We start from the raw sequence: 17230 nt of genomic DNA on the forward strand, positions 1-17230 counted from the left end.
CTCGCGGGGGTATGGACGAGATCTCACTCGCGGTTCCGGAACCTATTCTCGATTCGTTTCCCGACGACGACGGTGCGGCCCGAAAAGACATGAAACGGGCCGTCGAGGGCTGGGAACGACGGATCAACCGCGCCATCGCCGACAGCGACGACGACGAGGCCGCCGGCTACGTCCTCGACGCCATCGAGCTCTTCGAGGAGCGGATGGACACCTACGACGCCTTCGTGCCCGAACTTCGGGCCTGGGGCCAGTCACCGATCTACGCCATCTGCTGGCGCAACCTGATGGCCGACCTGATCGGTCAGCTGTACGAACACGAGGAGCTGGCCGAGCGCCTGGACCGGGAGCGCAACCAGCGCGTCGTCGAGGACGGCATCCGCCTCCGGGACCTCTGAGGCGGCGGGGATTTAAGCCGTCTGCACCCCTGCGTGGCGGTATGCACCTCGAATGCAGGTTCTTCGCCACCTACCGGGCCATCGTCGGGCAGAAGTCCCTCGACCGGGAGTTCCCCGACGGGGCGACGGTCGCCGAGGTCCTCTCGACGCTGGAGGCGGAGTATCCCGACCTCGAAGCGCAGTTGCTCGACGAGGACGGGACCATCCGCCCACAGCTGTCGGTCCTCAAGAACGGCCGGGACGTGACCCACATGGACGGCGGGGCGACGGTACTCGAAGACGGCGACTCCCTGTCGGTGTTCCCGCCGGTCGCGGGCGGTGCGGGCGAGGTGATCTGATGCGCCGCGAGGAGGCGTTCCGGGGCATCTCCAAGCGGCTGGCGGTCCACTACCTCGAGAACCTCGGCGGCGAACTCGTCGCGGGCGAGCGCGAGGACGACGCGGAAGCCGAAGTCGCCGGCGAGGACTGGACGGCCACGCTGTCGGCCGAAAAGGTCTCGGTCGCCGGCTCGATGAAGCTGACGGAGGTGTCGGTCGTCTTCGAGGGCGGCGAGGACACCGTCGAGGAACTCGTCGAGAAGTTCACGCAGAAAGCGATGCGAGCGGGTGGCTGATGGCCGGCGACCCAATCGAGGGGGAAGTGCTGGTCCTCGTGGCGGCGAAAGCGAGCGTCGGCCCCCAGCGGCTGCCCGAACTGGTCGACCGCGTGGCCGCGGACCTGGGCCCCCGGCGCGAGACGTACGCCCGCGAGTACGAACGCGCGTACGAGACCGACGACCGCACGGCCTTCTTCGTCGAGGACGGCCACTGGCAGGCGATCCGGGACCGCCTCGACCTCGGCGAGCGCGAGGTCGACGCCGTGCGGCGGGCCCACCACGAACAACTGACCCGTGACGGTCGGCGACTGGGCCGGATCGAGGAGTTCGAGATGGCCCTGGAGATCAGAGAGTGTGTGGTGCTCGGGACCGGGGCGTAGTTCTCGTTCCCGTCGGCGTTGACGGAATCGCGTCCGTCTCAGTCCCTATCGCACTGTCGCGTTCGCACATGGGGAGATGTCCGTTCCATCGACTCGCTCGGTCTCGTCTCGAGTGACAAAATATCGCGCTTCCGAGCCAGAATCACCTTCCATATTTCGGGTAGCAGTCCAATATCCTACTACTACGTCGACGTACACACCCTCGCTGGTCCGATAATCGATTGCTGCTTCCTCTTGCACTGCCGAACCGCTGGTTCCCCAATCGGCCAGACAGTCTGCGTTCGCGAGCTGATCTTCCACGTATCCAAATTCGGCTTCGAGTGCGATCTCTTTGGCCCGCTCGTTCGATACGCCGGAGTACTGACTCTCGTTCCCCGAACCGGATTCGGTCGTGGTGTTCTCGGTAGTGCGACACCCGGCTATCCCGACAGTAGCTGCTGCCCCCAGAGAGACGATCATCTCTCTCCTCGACTCGACCGATGACATACCCGCGATTCCGCCACCCCGGGTAAGTGTCTTCTGTCAGTCCAGAAAGGCCAACAGTTCCTCGGTGACCGCCTCGGGCACGTCACACTGCACCCAGTGGCTGGCCTCGGGGAAGCGCTCGACCCGGAGGTCCGGAATCCACTCGTCCAGTCCCTCCGAGATGCCGACGCCGAGCGCGGCGTCCTGCTCGCCCCACAGCACCAGCGTGGGGACCGTGATCTCGGTATCGCCCGGCGGATCGAAGAAGCGCCGGAGGCCGGGCAGGGTGGCCTTGGCCATCGGGACGCCGATGCCGTCGACGTAGGCCCGGTAGTAGTTGACGGCGGCGCGGGCGGCACCGGGTCGGGCGAACGCCTCGCGGTAGCGCTGGATGTCTTCGTCGTCGAAGGCGTCGGGGTTCGCGGGCTGGTCGCGGAACACCTCGCCGACGGCGCGGGCTCCGCCCGCCGAGAGCAGACGTTCGGGGAGCCACGGCACCTGGAAAAAGAGGACGTACCAGGAGCGTTTCAACTGCGAGAGGTCGAACTCCCGGGCGAACGCGGCCGGATGGGGCGCGTTCATCACGGTCAGGCTGTCCAGAACGTCGGGGCGTTGCATGCCGACGGCCCAGGCGATGGCCCCGCCCCAGTCGTGGCCGACGAGGTGGGCGGTCTCGCCGTGGCGTCGGATCAGGCCGACCACGTCTCCGACCAGATTCTCGATGGCGTAGCTGTCGATGCCGTGTGGTTTCTCCGAGCGGTTGTATCCCCGGAGGTCTGGGGCGACGACGCGGTAGCCCGCCTCGGCGAGGGCCGGGAGCTGGTAGCGCCAGGAGTACCAGAACTCCGGGAAGCCGTGTACCAGGACCACTACCTCCCCGTCTTCGGGTCCGGCGGCGACGTAGTGGAGGCGCACGTCGTCGACGACGGCGTTGTGGTGTTCGAGATCGACGTTCGCGAGCGGATCGTCCATCACACGTCTGCTCGCGGCCGAGCCACTAAGCCGCACCGACACGGCGGCGGCCTCGTTCCTGTTCGCCGAGAATAATCTACAATTTATATAATAATCGTTAATACATATGCGCTCGGAGCGACACAGATCATGTCCACGCGCACCCTCGAAGCGGAACTGTTCGGTCGTGAAACGCGATTCGAGCACTCGGACCACTGGATCGGCTACGCCATCCTGCTGTTCGGTCTCGGTGCCATCGGTGCCGGCCGCATCCCGGGCGTCGACGCGTGGCTCGAAGACCAGTCGTTCGTGCAGTCGATCCCGTGGCTTCGCGTGTTCCTGGGCTGAGCGGGCCGGCGGTGTCGGCCGGAACCGACTCGCCACCTTGATGGCTGGCCGGGAACCACGACCGACTACCGATGGGGGGTGACGACCCGGCGGCCGAAGAACTGCCGGCCGCCGTCGTCGCGGACGCGACGGCGCGGCTGACCGATATTTTGAATCGCTACGCCTACGACGAACTCGTCCAGCGGCTGTACTGGCTCTCGCGGGGCGGTGTCGTCGCTGTGCTCGCGGCCAGCTGGGCGTATCCGGTTCGTGGCCCGCTCTCGTCGTGGGTCGTCGGCGCGACGCACCTGGGTGCCGTGGCCACGGTCGTCGCCGCCTTCGCCCTCGAACGGATGCTCCTGGCTGTCGAAGACGACCGGTCGGTCGACGAGACGACCGTGCGAGAACTCGGACGGCATCCGACCGCGCGGTTCGGGGTCCACCTCCTCGCGATCATCGAACGTCGGTCGGGAACCTGGGCCGGGCGGCTGGCGATCCGGGTCCTGCTCGGCGTGGCGCGTGGCTCGGGGTACCGGTCAGTCGGTCGGGACCGTGACCGTGGCGGACTGTTCGGGGGCCGATCCGCCGCTGCCGGGCTGATCGGGCTGGTCGTCACCGAGCAGTTTCTCTACACGGCCGAAGCGGAGGCGTTCGCGACACAGGTCGAGGGCTGGCTTCTCGGCGGTCTGGCGCTGGCGGGTGGGCTGTTGGCGGCACTGCTGGTGCGGTGAGTCGAAAAAAGCGTGCGTGAGGCGGTCGCCACCGGGTCGTCGTCCCGAACTCGCGGCGGAGCCGCGAGTTCGGCTTTTTCGCCACCGGAAGACTCACTCCGTTCGTCTTCCGAGCACCCGCTCGCTTCGCTCGCGGGAACCACGTTTTTGTCGAGGGGGTCGCCCAGCGACCCCCTCGCCAAAAAGGTGGCTAGTCGTCGCCGGGTGCGGCCGCGCCGGAGTCGCCCATGGAGACGCCGGTGCCGGGACCCACGTCGATGTCGAGTTCGTCGAGTTTCTCGTCGGGGACGACGCCGTCGACCCAGTCGCGGACCTCGTAGTACTCGGCTTTGAGCTGGTCGAGTTCCGCGAGTTCGCCCTCGCTGGCTCCCTGTGCCGGGATGGCGTTCTCGTTGCCCTCGACGAAGCGGTCGGGCAGGTCGTCGTCGTCGCCGTCGAAGCCGGCGAGGTTGTTGTAGTACCGTTCCAGGTTGTAGATGCGTTCGCCGGCGGTCATCAGGTCCTCCTCGCTCACGTCGAGGCCGGTCATCCCGCTGTACTGCAGGACGTACTCCTCGATGCCCTCCGCGAAGGCGTTGAACTTGCAGATGTCGAAGGAGTCGGAGATGGCGTGCATGTCCTGGAAGGTGGCACAGAGTTCGCCCTTCCCCTCGGGGTCGTAGGGATCGACCTTCTGGGGGACGCCCAGGATCTCGGCGGCGGGCGTGTAGCCGCGCAGGTGGCACGCGCCGCGGTTCGAGGTGGCGTAGCCGATGGCCATGCCCTTCATACAGCGGGGGTCGTAGGCGGCCATCGACTGGCCCTTGACGGCCAGGGAGTTCTCGTGGGCGTCGAACTCCTCGGCCAGGTGGTCGGGGCCTTCGGCCATGTGGTCGGCGAGGTCGGTCTCCCGGTGACCGATCCGCTCGATGAGGTCGATCATCTCGTCTGCGTCGCCCCAGTCGATGGAGTCCTCGAAGTCGAGTTTCCCCTCCTCGATCATCTCCATCGTCATCGCGATGGTGTTGCCGGTGTCGATGGTGTCCATCCCGAGGTCGTTACACAGGTCGAGCATGACGGCGATGCGGTCGCGGTCGTGGTGGCCCGAGTTCGGGCCGAGCGCCCAGGCGGACTCGTACTCGTAAGACTCCATCCGGACGTTCATCTCCTCGCCCTTGTGCATCGCCTGGACTTCGACTTCCTTCTTGCAGGCGACCGGGCAGGAGTGACAGGTCGGCTCGTCGACGAGGATGTTCTCCCGGACGTTCTCGCCGCTTACCTTCTCGGAGTCGATGATGCGCTCGCCGTCGCCCTCGGCGTCGGACATCGACTTCGTCGAGGAGTAGCGGCCGTTCTTCGTGGGGAGGCCGTCCATCTCCTCGGTGACGTTCATCAGGACGTTCGTGCCGTACAGCGAGAGACCGCCCTCGTTGGGTGCGGTCACGTCCGACTCCTGGATGACCTGCATGGCCTGCTTGTGGCCCTTCTTGAACGTCTCCGGGTCCGCGGGCTGGGGCATCTTCGTCGAGGATCGGACGACGACGGCTTTCAGGTTCTTCGAGCCCATCACACAGCCGGTGCCGCCACGGCCCGAGGCGCGGTCGTCCTCGTTGATGATGCAGGCGTACTTGACCTCGTTCTCGCCGGCCTGCCCGATGGCCATCATCGAGAGGTTCTTGCCGTAGGACCCCTCGACTTCCTCCTCCAGCCGGTCGCGTGTCTCGTGGACGCCCTTGCCCCAGAGGTGGGAGGCATCACGGAGTTCGACCTCGCCGTCCTCGACGACGGCGTAGACCGGCTCGTCTGCTTTCCCCTCGAACAGCAGGCCGTCGAAACCCGCCCACTTGAGCCGTGCGCCCGACCAGCCGCCGTGGTGGGAGTCGGTGACGGTGCCCGTCAGCGGCGATTTCGTGCAGATGGCGATCCGACCGCTCATCGTGGTCTGGGTGCCCGTGAGCGGCCCGTTCATGAACGCCAGCAGGTTGTCCTCGCCCAGGGGGTCGACCTCGGGTCCCTGATCGAAGACGTACTTGACGCCGAGGCCGCGCGCGCCGATGTACTTCTCCGCGTCCTCGTCGTCGATACCCTCGTACTGTACGTCCCCCGCGCTCAGATCGACGCGGGCGACGGTGTCGTGGAATCCTCCGAGGTCTGTCATGATTTAACGTACCGTAATAACATAAGGGCTGAAGCCTGTTAGTCGTTCTCAGGACTCAGTAACCGGTACTGGTTACGCACTATCGGATAAATGGCCGTCTATGTCCGGTGAAATTATTGGGTGGTGACCGCTCGTGGTGGCCCACGGGAGCAAATGGGAGACAGTAACACCCAACCGGGGAGCGAGCAGATGCAGCGACGCGACGTGTTACGGACGGGAGCGACGGTCGCCGGGAGCGTCGGCGTAGTCGGGGCGTCGGGTATCGGACAGGCGGTCGGCGGATCGACCGGCGGCGCAGGTGAGACCTACCGGTTCCTGTGGCAGAACCTGTGGTTGCTCAACGGGATCATTGGCAACGACACGGACATCGCCAAACCGGCGTTGCAGGCGCGGGCCGAGGCGTTCGGGGACCGACTCGCGGGCAGCGACATCGACGTGGCCGCACTCTGTGAGGTGTTCTCCTCCGAACAGCGCGAGACGATCCGTCAGCCAGTCGGGCGGGCGGTCGACTACGAGATCGGGCCGCCGGCCGAATTCGAGAAATCGAGCGGCCTGTACACGCTCGCGCTCGGCGGTCCCGACATCGTCGCGATGGAGCGCATGGAGTTCGACGCGGACGGCTACGAGCCCCGCGACGCCGACGCCTGGGCGAAGAAGGGCGTCCTGTACACGCGGCTGGACTTCGGCGTCGGGCAGATCGACCTGTTCACGACGCACCTGCTGGCCGGCGGTGGCATCCCGTACGTCGACCTGAACCCGTTCTCGGACCCGCCCACGCCCGCCGAGTACCGGGCCGACCAGCTCGAGGAACTCCGGGCGTTCGTCCAGTCCGTCGAAGCCGAGTACGATCCGGACAACCGCGTCCCGACCGTCGTCGCGGGCGATTTCAACGTCGGTGCCGGCGGGGGCGAGTACGGCACCCTCACTGCGGTCCGGGACGACCTCGGGCTGGAGGACGCCTGGCTCCAGTACGCCGAGGGTTCGGGCGGGACGAACCGCACCGCCATCACCGGCGGCTGTGCGTTCGAGTCGGCCGAGAGCCCGCCCTCCTACTGCGACGGGGGCGCGGGCGGCGACCGCATCGACTACGTCTTCGTCGAGCCGACGCGGCCGAGTCACGACTGTCGGCTGTCGGTCGCGGACATCAGGCGGCGGGTGTTCTGGCGGCAACTGGCACCGCCGGGCCAGTTCTACGCCGACGACGACGAGGAACGGCCGAACTACCTGACCGACCACGTCGGGCTCGAACTCGACTGGACGCTCGCGCCGCGGTGACCGCGACCCGAGGAGACTTGCCCGTCGGGCGACCAGCCGTGGGTATGCAGTGGTCGTCCGCAATCGGTGTGCCCGGGTCCGGTCGCGCCGTCCCGGCCGTCGCGTACGCCGCGGTCCTGCTGGTGGCCTCGGTCGTGGCCCCACCGGCCGGCGGGCTGGCACCGACCGGTCCCCTCGGGTTCGTCGGCGTGGACAAGTGGCTACACGCTGTGGGGTACGCGACGTTGACGCTGCTGGTCGCGTACGCGCTCCGGGCGACGACGGGGCGACGCGTCGCACTGGCCGTCGCCCTCGCGGTCGCGTACGGCGGTGGCATCGAAGTCGTTCAGTCGTTCCTGCCGGTCCGGTCGTTCGATCTGCTGGACGTGCTGGCGAATACGCTCGGCGCGCTTCTGGTCGGAATCGCCCTCTCGTTGGTGTCGCGTCGCGCTGACGGGGGCCGGGGACGAACCGCGGGGGAAGACTAGAGGCCGAGGTAGACTTCCATCAGTTCGTTCTCGTCCGCGAGTTCCTCGGGCGACCCGTCGAAGGCGAGTTCACCCGCCACGAGGATGTTGACGTGATCGGCCAGGCGGAGCGCGGCCTTCACGTTCTGCTCGATGAGGATGACACGTGCCCCGCGGTCGACCAGTCGTTCGACGAGTTCGAAGGCGTCCTCGACGAGCGCGGGCGAGAGACCCGCGCTCGGTTCGTCGAGCAGGAACGTGTCCGCGCCCGTCATCATCGCTCGACCGAGGCTCACCATCATCTGCTGTCCGCCCGACAGCGACGACGCTCTGTCGCCCAGTTTGTCTTCGAGTGCGGGGAACGCGTCGAGGACTTCTTCTCGACGCCGCCGATACGCGTCCGTATCCGAGACGGTGAACCCACCGACCCGGAGGTTCTCCTCGACGGTGAGCGTCCCGAAGACGCCGCCGCCCTGCGGGACCGTCGCGATCCCCTCGCGGACGATCTCGTCCGGCTTGGCGTCCGAGAGGTCGACGCCGCCGTAGGTGATCGTCCCGTCCCAGATCGGGACGCTGCCGTTGAGCGTCTTCAGCAGCGTCGATTTCCCGCTGCCGTTGGGCCCGAACAGACAGGTGATCCCCTCGTGTGACTGGATGTCCACGTCGTGGATGACCTCGTGGTCACCGTAGCCCGTCACGATGCCTTCCGCCTTGAGAACCGGCGGGTCCGAGTCGCCTCGCATCGCCCGCTGTGGCGTGTCGGTACTCATATCGGCACCTCGTCCCCGTCGGCCGAGCCGAGATAGGCCTCGCGAACCCGCTCGTCCGTGCTGACCTCCTCGAAGGTCCCCTGGACGATGTGTTGGCCCTGATCGAGCACCGACACGGTGTCGACGATCTGTTTGAGGACGTCCATGTCGTGTTCGATGATCAGGAACGTCGTCCCTTGCTCGTTGAGTTCCCGCAGGTGATCGAGGATCCGGTCGGCCAGCGCGGGGTTGACGCCGGCGGTGGGTTCGTCGAGCAGGATACACGCCGGATCGAGCATCAGCACGCGACCCAGTCCGAGCAGTTTCTTCTGGCCGCCGCTCATCCCGCTGGCGTCGTCGTCGGCGATGTGGTCGATGTCGAGGAACTCGAGGATCTCCTGTGCCCGCTCGTGTTCGTCGACGGATTTCGGCGTCTGGACCGCCAGCATGTTCTGCCGGACGGTCATGTTGCCGAACGGCGCGGCGATCTGGAACGTCCGCCCGATCCCCTCGCGGGCGATGCGGTGGGAGTCCCAGCCGGTGATGTCGGTACCTTCGAAGGTAACCGTGCCTGCGTCGGGCGTGTAGAAGCCGGTGAGCGAGTTGAAAAACGTGGTCTTCCCGCTCCCGTTCGGGCCGATGATCCCGCGGATCTCGCCGCGGTCGACGCTGAGGGTAATCTCGTCGTTCGCGGTCAGTGCGCCGAACCGTTTCGTCAGCCCGTCGGTCTGGAGTAGTGTCTCGGACATGGTTACAGGATGTCGAATTTTTCGGCGAGTTCGCGCAGGTTCTGTTTGACGTCCTCGCGGCCGACCTCACCGCGGAGGATGCCGACGACGCCGCTGGGCGCGAACAGGACGGTGGCCATGATGAGCAGTCCGATCAGCGGCAGGTAGATCGTCGTGTTTCCGAGGAACAGCGAGGACAGACGGTTGAGCAGGAAGATCAACACGCCGCCGATGATGGGGCCGCCGATGGTGCCCAGTCCGCCCAATAGCGCCATGATGATCATCTGGTCGGTGATGATCGGCGCGAGTACGTCGCTCGGATGGATGAACGTGATGTAGTACGCGTTTGCGCCGCCGAACAGCGCGGCGATGACGCACGAGATGACGTACACCCGGCGTTTGATCTTCGTAGCGTCGATACCCAGCGACTGGGCGGCGTCCTCGTCATCCCGGATGGCCTTGACCCGGAAGCCGAACTCGCTGTGCTCGAACAGCCAGTAGGCCAGCGCGATGGTCCCCAGCGTGAGTACCATCATCAGGTAGTAGAAGAACGTCTCGTCGGGCCAGCCGACCAGCGGGATGCCGGACGTGCCGGGCCCCGTCGGGAACGTCATCCCGTAGGTGCCGCCGGTGATCTCCAGGATGAGCGCGAGTTCCTTGATCGCTTCCGCGAACGCCCAGGTCGCGATGGCGAAATAGGCCCCGGAGAGTCGGAGCGTCGGGACGCCGACGACGTAGGCCAGCACGGCACAGAACGCACCCGCGATCAGGAGGCCGGCGACGAACGGCAGTTCGAGTTCGACCATGGCGATTCCGGTGACGAACGCGCCGACGCCGAAGTACGCACCGTGACCGAAGTCCAGGTACCCGGCGTAGCCGCCGATCATGTTCCAGGACTGGGCCAGGCCGACCCACATCAGCGCGCCCAGCGCGATGCGCGTCCAGAACGTGCTGAGCGCGAACGGCAACACCGCCAGGACGACCGCTCCGATACCGAACAGCCAGAGGTGCGCGTCGTCCCGCCCGAGCAGCGCCTGGAGGCGGTCACGAACCGCCAGGTCGTTCTCAGTCCCCACGTCAAGCCACCTCCCCTTTGCCGAGCAGTCCTTCGGGCCGGACCAACAGGAGCACGTAGATCATCCCGAACAGGACGAAAAACACCAGCTCGCCGCCGAGGTAGACCGCCGTCAGCGACTGGGCCAGTCCGAGGACGATCCCGCTGATGATGATGCCGGGCAGGTAGCCAAGCCCCGCGAGCACGATCATGAAGAACGCGAACGCGGTGTACTGCAGCCCCATCCCGGGACCGGCCGAGTAGATGAGACCGATGAACACGCCACCCGTCGCCGTCAGGCCGGCGTAGACCCCGTACGAGATGGACTGGTAGCGGTTGATGTTGACGCCCATCAGGCGGGCGATGTCGCGGTCCTCGGCGATGGCCCGGATGGCCGTCCCGCCGGTCGTCCGGTAGAGGTAGTACATGAACGCGACGAGCGAGAGCACGCCCACGACGGCGGTGACGACGCGCACTTCCGGGAACGTCCCGAGCCCGCCGATCTCGATGCCGCCACTCAGGGCGTTGGTCGGCACGTTGCGCGTGTTCGGGCCGAAGATCGTCAGGACCGACCCGCGCATGAAGGTCGCGAGCCCGAACGTGAACACGAGTCCCATCAGCAACGGCATCGGTCTGTCGCCCGTCGTCACGTGGTGGATGAACGGCTGGATGACGACGCCCACCAGGAAGAAGGCGACGAACGCCAGCGGCACCACCAACAGCCCCTCGCCGCCGACCACCGGAGCGACGATGGCCCCGGTAAAGGCCCCGAGCATCACGTACTCACCGACGGCGAAATCGATGATCTCCAGGACACCGAACACGAGCGCGAAGCCCACGCCGACGGTGACGTAAATGCCCCCAAGTAGCAGCCCGTTTATGATCGACTGACTGAGAAGTTCTGTAGCGACCATCGTCTCACTCACTGACTGGGTAGTCGGCCTCGGACGCGGACGAGGACGAGCCGACGACAACGGCCTCGTTGTCGTCACCCTGCAACTGGACGGGAAGCGGAGTCGTCGTCGTGTTGTTGTGGTAGAACTGCCCTTCCGTCTCGAAGGTCACGTCGCCGTAGAACGTCTGGACTTCGATGTCCTCGAGAATGCTTACGAGCTTGCTCTGTTCCGAATCCGACAGCGGCGGGGCTGCGCCCAGTTCTTCGAGTGCCTGCTGGTAGACGATGCCCGCGGCGCTCGAGGCGGCCTGGGTGTAGTCCGGCGACTGGTCGAACTCGTCCCGGGCGGCCTTGGCGTAGTCCGCAGCCGAACCGAACAGCTTGCCACCGGTACGCTCGATGCTCGGGAGCCACACCGTCGCTCCGAACGTTCCCGAGGCGCTCCCGCCGAGCCCCTCTTTGAAGTCCGACGTGTTCACGCCGTAGTGACAGAAAAAGCCGTTCGGATCGTAGTTCAACTGGTCCGCTGCCTTCAGGAGACTCACGTGGCTCCCGATGTGTCCGCCGTGGAAGTGGAGGTCGGGGTCCTCGCTTTTCGCGCTACTGACGACGCTCGTCCAGTCGGTGTCGGCTGGGTTCAGGTCGTAGGCCAGCACCTCGACACCCTTGTTTTCGGCCGCGTCACGCATCGCGCTCGCCGTTGCCTTCGAGAACGGTCCGTTGACACCGCTGACGTACACGGACTCCGCGCTTGGGTCCAGCGCGAGGAGCTCCTCGGCCGCCTGCTGTGCGATCAGCGTCACCGTCGGGACGGTCCCGAACGTGTGTTTGTACTGTTCTTCCCAGATACGCGGCGACTCGGCACTGCCGGAGATGTGTGGCGTCCGGTTTTTCTCCATGATGGGAGCCACGGCCAGCGTGACGTTACTCGAGTACGGCCCCAGAACCGCGTCGACCTTCTCGCTGGTAATCATCTGTGAGGCCGCGTCCGCACCCGTACTCGGGTCGGATTTGGCGTCCGCGTAGGTGAGTTCGACCTCGTAGCTGCTGCCGTCGACCTCGATGCCGCCGTTCTCGTTGATCGTCTTCTTCCAGAGGTCGTACCCGCGTCGGGTGACCTCGCCACCGAACCGGAGGTCGCCGGACAGGGACGTCACCACGCCGAACTTGAACTTGTCTCCGCCTCTGTCCGAGCCGCCACCGATACAGCCGGCGACACTCGCGACACCGAGTGCTCCCGTCAGTCCCGCCGCCTTCGTGAATTGCCGCCTGTTCACCGTATTCTTGATGTTATCTCGCATGCTGCCCCTCTATTTTGCACCACAGTATATATCACTTTCGCAATTTCGAACTCTATTCAGTATTGTATGGTAATATGGGACAGAAAACAACAATTTGCGTCCTCTCGCGACAACGGGACCGTGTCGCCCCGCGGGCGCAACCACGCGATGTTCTCGCGATCACCAGAAGCAAAACTCAATCCTGCGAAAACAGAATAATCCGAACTGAATACGATTTTAGAGGCAATAAACGGATGAAGTCCGAAAAGCTATTGGTTTCAGCGTGTGACGGTCGTCCCATGCTCGACTACTACGGCGTGGAGGCGGACCTTTCCGAAGAAGAGCGGATGATCCAGGAGTCGGCGCGGGAGTTCGTCGACGAGAAGGTGCGGCCCGACATCGGCGAACACTGGATCGAGGGCACGTTCCCGAAGGACCTCATCCCGGAGATGGGCGAGATGGGCTTTTACGCGCCCAACCTCGAAGGGTACGGCTCGCCCAACGTCAGCGAGAAAGCCTACGGCATCCTGATGCAGGAACTGGAGGCGTGTGACTCGGGCCTGCGCTCGATGGCCTCCGTCCAGGGCGCACTCGTCATGTACCCGATTCACGCCTACGGCAGCGAGCAGCAGAAGGAACACTGGCTGCCCAAACTCGGTTCGGGCGAAGCCGTCGGCTGTTTCGGCCTGACCGAACCCGAACACGGCTCGAACCCCACCGCGATGGAGACCCGCGCCGAGGAAGCCGACGAGGGCTACGTGCTGAACGGCTCGAAGACCTGGATCACGAACTCCCCCATCGCCGACGTGGCGATCGTCTGGGCGCGGGACCGGACCGACCCCGACACGCCCGTCCGGGGCTTCCTCGTCGAGACCGACCGCGACGGCGTCAGCACGAACAAGATCGACGAGAAACTCTCGCTCCGGGCCTCGATCACCGGCGAGATCGGCCTCAACGACGTGTACGTCCCCGAGGAGAACATCCTCCCCGGCGTCGAGGGCATGGGCGGTCCCCTCGGGTGTCTCACGCAGGCTCGCTACGGGATCGCGTGGGGCGCTATCGGTGCGGCCCGGGACGCCTTCGAGACGGCCCGGCAGTACGCGACCGACCGCGAGCAGTTCGGCGGGCCGATCGCCCGGTTCCAGCTCCAGCAGGACAAACTCGCCGAGATGGCTACCCAGATCACCCTGGCCCAGTTGCTCGCCCACCGGCTCGCCGACCTCAAGGAGCGCGGCGACATGCGCCCCCAGCACGTCTCGATGGCCAAGCGCAACAACGTCCGCATGGCGCGCAACCAGTCCCGCATCGCCCGCGAAATCCTCGGCGGCAACGGGATCACCGCCGACTACTCCCCGATGCGTCACATGGCGAACCTCGAAACCGTCTACACCTACGAGGGCACCCACGACATCCACACCCTGATCCTCGGGGAGGATCTGACCGGCTTCGCAGCCTACGAGTGAGCCATGACTGGAGAAGCACGCACGTCCGACGGTGACGAGCAGCCCCTCGACGGACTGACCGTCCTCGACGCCTCGCGGGTCCTCGTGGGCCCGTTCTGTACGATGCAACTGGGCGATCTGGGTGCGGAGGTGATCAAGGTCGAACGGCCGGACGGCGGCGACCAGACCCGCGGCTGGCACCCGCCGACTTACGGCGAGGAGAGCGCCTACTACGTCAGCATCAATCGCAACAAGCGCTCGCTGACGCTGAACCTCGCCAGCGAGGAGGGTCGCGAGGTGTTCCGCGATCTGGCGGCCGAGGCCGACGTACTCGTCGAGAACTTCCGGGTCGGGAAGATGGAAGAATGGGGACTGGACTACGGGACGCTCAGCGAGGCCAACCCGGAACTGGTCTACTGCTCGCTCTCGGGCTACGGCGAGTGGGGGCCACAGAAGGACCGCCCGGCCTACGACATCATGATGCAGGCCGAGGGCGGCCTGATGAGCATCACCGGCGAGGAAGACGGGCCGCCGGTGCGCGTCGGCGTCGCCATCGCCGACATCGGGGCCGGGATGTACGCCACGCAGGCCATCCTCGCGGCGCTGCTCTACCGGGAACTTGGCGACGGGACCGGCCAGAAGATCGACGTGAGCCTTCTCGACGGTCAGGTCGCCTGGATGAGCTATATGGCGTCGTACTACTTCGCGACCGGCGACCCGCCGGGTCGCATGGGGAGCAAACACCCGACCATCGCGCCCTATCAGGCGTTCGAGACCAGCGACGGCTACGTCGTCGTCGCCACCGCCTCCGAGAACCTCTGGCCGAAGTTCTGCCGGGCGCTCGACCGGGAGGACCTGATCGACGACGAGCGCTTCGCCGTCAACGCCGACCGCGTCGCGAACCGCTCGGACCTCGACCGAATCCTCGACGAGGAGTTCGAACAGTATTCGACTGCCGAGGCCGTCGCACGGATGGAGGAAGCCGGCGTCCCGGTCAGTCGCGTCCGCGACATGGAGGACGTGTTCGAGCATCCGCAGGTACAGGCCCGTGACATGCACCGGACCGTCGACCATCCCACGATCGGGTCCGTGGAGATGGCCGGGAGCCCGATGCACTTCTCGCGGACGCCGACCGAGATCGACCGACACCCGCCACTGCTGGGTGAGCACACCGAAGCGATCCTCGACGAGTTCGGGTACGACGAAGCGACGATCGCCGACCTCGCCGAGCGGGACGTCATCTGAGCCGCGCCGTCGGGAGCCGATCCGAACGGCGTGGTCTCGTTCGGGTCAGTCCGCGAGCGCTTCGATCAGCGTCTCGACCTCGAAGTCGTTGAGCGGGTTCTGCTCGTCTTTGACCGTCGTGATCACGAACTTCGAGGAGGTCCGTTCGATCTCGTCGATGGCTTCGTAGTCCTCGACGAGTGACTCGACCATCTGGCGGTTGGCGACGTGGGCGATGGCGACGAAATCGGTGTCCCCCATCGTGAAGTACACCTGGTTGACTCCTTCGACCTCGGCGAGCTTTTCGCCGACGCTCTCGTGGTACCCCTCCTCGAACTCCGCCCAGACCTCGGAGATGAGCGTGATGGAGAGACCGACCTTCTTCAGGTCGATGTCGTAGAGGTCGTTGGTGATGACGCCGGACTCGCGAAGCTGGTTCAGCCGGTAGTGGACCGTCGATTTCGGGATGTCGGTCGCGTCTTCGATCTCGTCCGGACTGGCTGTGCCTTCTCTGGCGATCGCGGTCAGAATCTGAATATCCTTCTCATCCATGGGCGACTTCTGAATACTGTCCAATGATCGGGTGAACATATAAATGTATACTGGTCGGGGCGTTCGAGGCCCCGTTCGGCGGTGATCGATCCGCAGTGTGCTGGCCTGCGGGCGGTCAGGGCGCGTGTCGTTCGATGGCGTCGCAGACGACGTTCATCCCTGCGGTGGCCTGTTCCTGTGTCAGCACGAGCGGCGGGATCAGTCGGAGCACGTTCCCGTGGCGGCCGGCCGACCACACCAGCACACCGCGCTCGTAGCAGTCCTGCTGGATCGCCTCGACGAGTTCCTTGCCGGTCTGCTCGTCCGCGTCGGCGAACTCCGCACCGACGAACAGGCCCCGACCGCGAACGTCGACGAGGCGCTCGTTCTCGCCGGCGGACTCGCGCAGGCGGTCGCGGATGTAGCTGCCGACCTCCCGGGCGTGGGCGAGCAGGTCGTTGTCCCGGATGTACTCGATGGCGCGGACGCCACCGACCATCGCGGGGGCGTTGCCGCGGTAGGTACCGACGTGACCGCCGGCGTCCCAGGTGTCCAGGTCCTCGTGGTACATCGTCCCCGACAGCGGGAGGCCGATTCCGCCGATGGCCTTGGCCATGGGCATGGCGTCGGGCGTGACGTCGAAGTGGTCGCTGGCGAACCACTCGCCGGTGCGGCCGAACCCGGTCTGGATCTCGTCGACGATGAGCGGGATGCCGTTGTCGTCCGCGATCTCCTTGAGGCCCGGCAGGAATCCCTCCGGCGGTGTGACGATCCCGCCCTCGCCCTGAATGGGTTCGACCCAGATCCCCGCCGGGTTCGCGAGGCCGCTGTACGGGTCTTCGAGGAGTTCGCGAACGTTCTCCAGCGCCCGGGCACCGGCTTCCTCCGGGTCCAGTCCCTGCTGGTGTGCGTAGGGGTAGGGCACGTGGTGGACGTTCGGGAGCATCGGCGTGTAGTCTTCCTTGTACTTCTTGCCGGCCGTGAGGCTGAGCGCGCCGGCGCTCCCACCGTGGTACGCACCCCGGAACGCGATGAGGCCGTCGCCGCCGGTGTTGTACTTGGCCAGTTTGATCGTCGCCTCGATGGCGTCACTGCCCGTCGGGCCACCGAAGACGACGCGGTTGTTGTCGGGAAGCGCGCCCGGCGCGATGTCGTTCAGCGCTTCGATCAGGTCCAGCCGTGCCTCCGTCGGGAAGTCGATGGTGTGAGCGACCTTCTCGGTCTGTTCCTGCACCGCTTCCATCACGTACGGGTTCGAGTGGCCGACGTTCAACACGCCGATGCCGGCGAAGAAATCCAGGAACGTGTTCCCGTCGGCGTCACGAATCGTCGCGCCCTTTGCCTCGTCGATGGCGATCGGAACCACCTTGGGATACGCGACGGCGCTACTGTCGATCTCTCGCTGTCGTTCGATGAGTCGCTTCGACTCCGGTCCGGGGATCTCCGTCTCGACCGTCGGCTCCTGTGCGAAGTGAAGGTCGTCGAACGCCCGTTCTACAGCCATAGTAGAACAAAATCCTACTAGATACTAAATCTTTGTATCCAGTACAAGATCATGGTGTATTACTGGATTTAGTTCGCTAACCTGACGGGTGTCCAGTGAGTCGGGGGCCCCGTTCCGGATG

At 65.7% G+C, this 17230-nt stretch carries 20 protein-coding genes; 10 read left to right on the top strand and 10 right to left on the bottom strand.

The window, feature by feature from the left end; all coding sequences use genetic code 11:
- The first annotated feature begins 11 nt into the window (after positions 1 to 11).
- Genes ACOZ4N_RS17920 through ACOZ4N_RS17935 form a run of 4 tightly spaced genes read left to right on the top strand, consistent with a single transcriptional unit; the run spans position 12 to position 1370 of the window.
- A complete protein-coding gene (locus ACOZ4N_RS17920; protein ID WP_424017725.1) occupies positions 12 to 395 on the top strand; it encodes a hypothetical protein in 384 nt (127 codons plus the stop codon).
- 41 nt (positions 396 to 436) lie between these two features.
- Positions 437 to 733 (top strand): ubiquitin-like small modifier protein 1, encoded by a 297-nt coding sequence (locus ACOZ4N_RS17925; protein ID WP_424017726.1) that lies wholly within the window; start codon positions 437 to 439, stop codon positions 731 to 733.
- Entirely contained in the window at positions 733 to 1008 is a 276-nt protein-coding gene (locus tag ACOZ4N_RS17930; RefSeq protein WP_424017727.1) for a hypothetical protein, read from the top strand. Before ACOZ4N_RS17925 ends, ACOZ4N_RS17930 begins: the two co-directional genes overlap by 1 nt.
- Complete coding sequence (locus ACOZ4N_RS17935; protein WP_424017728.1) at positions 1008 to 1370, top strand: hypothetical protein; 363 nt, start codon at positions 1008 to 1010, stop codon at positions 1368 to 1370. The genes ACOZ4N_RS17930 and ACOZ4N_RS17935 overlap by 1 nt, the downstream gene beginning before the upstream one ends.
- Before the next feature lie 45 nt (positions 1371 to 1415).
- Here ACOZ4N_RS17935 and ACOZ4N_RS17940 read toward each other — a convergent pair whose 3' ends face one another.
- Positions 1416 to 1856, bottom strand: coding sequence for a hypothetical protein (locus ACOZ4N_RS17940; protein ID WP_424017729.1), 441 nt, complete (start codon positions 1854 to 1856; stop codon positions 1416 to 1418).
- A gap of 36 nt (positions 1857 to 1892) precedes the next feature.
- Positions 1893 to 2807 carry an alpha/beta fold hydrolase gene (locus tag ACOZ4N_RS17945; protein ID WP_424017730.1) on the bottom strand — a complete coding sequence of 305 codons (915 nt, stop codon included), beginning with the start codon at positions 2805 to 2807 and terminating at the stop codon, positions 1893 to 1895.
- Between the two features lie 129 nt (positions 2808 to 2936).
- Between ACOZ4N_RS17945 and ACOZ4N_RS17950 the strand changes: the two genes are divergently transcribed.
- Together ACOZ4N_RS17950 and ACOZ4N_RS17955 are read left to right on the top strand one after the other, a co-directional pair.
- Positions 2937 to 3134, top strand: coding sequence for a hypothetical protein (locus ACOZ4N_RS17950; protein WP_424017731.1), 198 nt, complete (start codon positions 2937 to 2939; stop codon positions 3132 to 3134).
- Positions 3135 to 3205: 71 nt separating this feature from the next.
- Entirely contained in the window at positions 3206 to 3844 is a 639-nt protein-coding gene (locus ACOZ4N_RS17955) for a hypothetical protein (RefSeq protein ID WP_424017732.1), read from the top strand.
- 190 nt (positions 3845 to 4034) lie between these two features.
- On the opposite strand, the gene ACOZ4N_RS17960 is transcribed toward ACOZ4N_RS17955, so the two are convergent.
- Positions 4035 to 5981, bottom strand: a complete 1947-nt coding sequence (locus tag ACOZ4N_RS17960; RefSeq protein ID WP_424017733.1) for an aldehyde ferredoxin oxidoreductase family protein — start codon at positions 5979 to 5981, stop codon at positions 4035 to 4037.
- 153 nt (positions 5982 to 6134) lie between these two features.
- On the opposite strand from ACOZ4N_RS17960, the gene ACOZ4N_RS17965 reads away from it, so the two are divergent.
- Together ACOZ4N_RS17965 and ACOZ4N_RS17970 are read left to right on the top strand one after the other, a co-directional pair.
- Positions 6135 to 7256: an endonuclease/exonuclease/phosphatase family protein gene (locus tag ACOZ4N_RS17965; RefSeq protein ID WP_424017734.1), complete on the top strand. Its 1122-nt coding sequence runs from the start codon at positions 6135 to 6137 to the stop codon at positions 7254 to 7256.
- A 44-nt stretch (positions 7257 to 7300) separates the two neighbouring features.
- Positions 7301 to 7723: a VanZ family protein gene (locus ACOZ4N_RS17970; RefSeq protein WP_424017735.1), complete on the top strand. Its 423-nt coding sequence runs from the start codon at positions 7301 to 7303 to the stop codon at positions 7721 to 7723.
- Here ACOZ4N_RS17970 and ACOZ4N_RS17975 read toward each other — a convergent pair.
- The 5 genes from ACOZ4N_RS17975 to ACOZ4N_RS17995 are packed head-to-tail and all read right to left on the bottom strand — an operon-like array spanning position 7720 to position 12429.
- Positions 7720 to 8472 carry an ABC transporter ATP-binding protein gene (locus tag ACOZ4N_RS17975; RefSeq protein WP_424017736.1) on the bottom strand — a complete coding sequence of 251 codons (753 nt, stop codon included), beginning with the start codon at positions 8470 to 8472 and terminating at the stop codon, positions 7720 to 7722. The genes ACOZ4N_RS17970 and ACOZ4N_RS17975 overlap by 4 nt on opposite strands.
- Positions 8469 to 9200 (bottom strand): ABC transporter ATP-binding protein, encoded by a 732-nt coding sequence (locus ACOZ4N_RS17980; protein ID WP_424017737.1) that lies wholly within the window; start codon positions 9198 to 9200, stop codon positions 8469 to 8471. The genes ACOZ4N_RS17975 and ACOZ4N_RS17980 overlap by 4 nt, the downstream gene beginning before the upstream one ends.
- Before the next feature lie 2 nt (positions 9201 to 9202).
- Positions 9203 to 10255, bottom strand: coding sequence for a branched-chain amino acid ABC transporter permease (locus ACOZ4N_RS17985; protein ID WP_424017739.1), 1053 nt, complete (start codon positions 10253 to 10255; stop codon positions 9203 to 9205).
- A gap of 1 nt (position 10256) precedes the next feature.
- The gene (locus ACOZ4N_RS17990; RefSeq protein WP_424017740.1) at positions 10257 to 11159 is read right to left on the bottom strand and encodes a branched-chain amino acid ABC transporter permease; all 903 of its coding nucleotides are present in this window, start codon (positions 11157 to 11159) and stop codon (positions 10257 to 10259) included.
- Positions 11152 to 12429: an amino acid ABC transporter substrate-binding protein gene (locus ACOZ4N_RS17995; RefSeq protein ID WP_424017741.1), complete on the bottom strand. Its 1278-nt coding sequence runs from the start codon at positions 12427 to 12429 to the stop codon at positions 11152 to 11154. The genes ACOZ4N_RS17990 and ACOZ4N_RS17995 overlap by 8 nt, the downstream gene beginning before the upstream one ends.
- Before the next feature lie 278 nt (positions 12430 to 12707).
- Here ACOZ4N_RS17995 and ACOZ4N_RS18000 point away from each other — a divergent pair, with 278 nt between their 5' ends.
- Together ACOZ4N_RS18000 and ACOZ4N_RS18005 are read left to right on the top strand one after the other, a co-directional pair.
- The gene (locus ACOZ4N_RS18000; RefSeq protein ID WP_424017742.1) at positions 12708 to 13871 is read left to right on the top strand and encodes an acyl-CoA dehydrogenase family protein; all 1164 of its coding nucleotides are present in this window, start codon (positions 12708 to 12710) and stop codon (positions 13869 to 13871) included.
- 3 nt (positions 13872 to 13874) lie between these two features.
- On the top strand, positions 13875 to 15095 hold the full coding sequence (locus ACOZ4N_RS18005) for a CaiB/BaiF CoA transferase family protein (RefSeq protein WP_424017743.1): 1221 nt from the start codon (positions 13875 to 13877) through the stop codon (positions 15093 to 15095).
- 45 nt (positions 15096 to 15140) lie between these two features.
- Here ACOZ4N_RS18005 and ACOZ4N_RS18010 read toward each other — a convergent pair whose 3' ends face one another.
- Positions 15141 to 15626 carry an Lrp/AsnC family transcriptional regulator gene (locus ACOZ4N_RS18010; protein WP_424017744.1) on the bottom strand — a complete coding sequence of 162 codons (486 nt, stop codon included), beginning with the start codon at positions 15624 to 15626 and terminating at the stop codon, positions 15141 to 15143.
- Between the two features lie 115 nt (positions 15627 to 15741).
- Positions 15742 to 17109, bottom strand: coding sequence for an aspartate aminotransferase family protein (locus ACOZ4N_RS18015; RefSeq protein ID WP_424017745.1), 1368 nt, complete (start codon positions 17107 to 17109; stop codon positions 15742 to 15744).
- Positions 17110 to 17230: the final 121 nt, after the last annotated feature.

Source organism: Halorientalis pallida, assembly GCF_049605515.1.
In the GTDB taxonomy this organism is placed as follows: Archaea; Halobacteriota; Halobacteria; order Halobacteriales; family Haloarculaceae; genus Halorientalis; species Halorientalis pallida_A.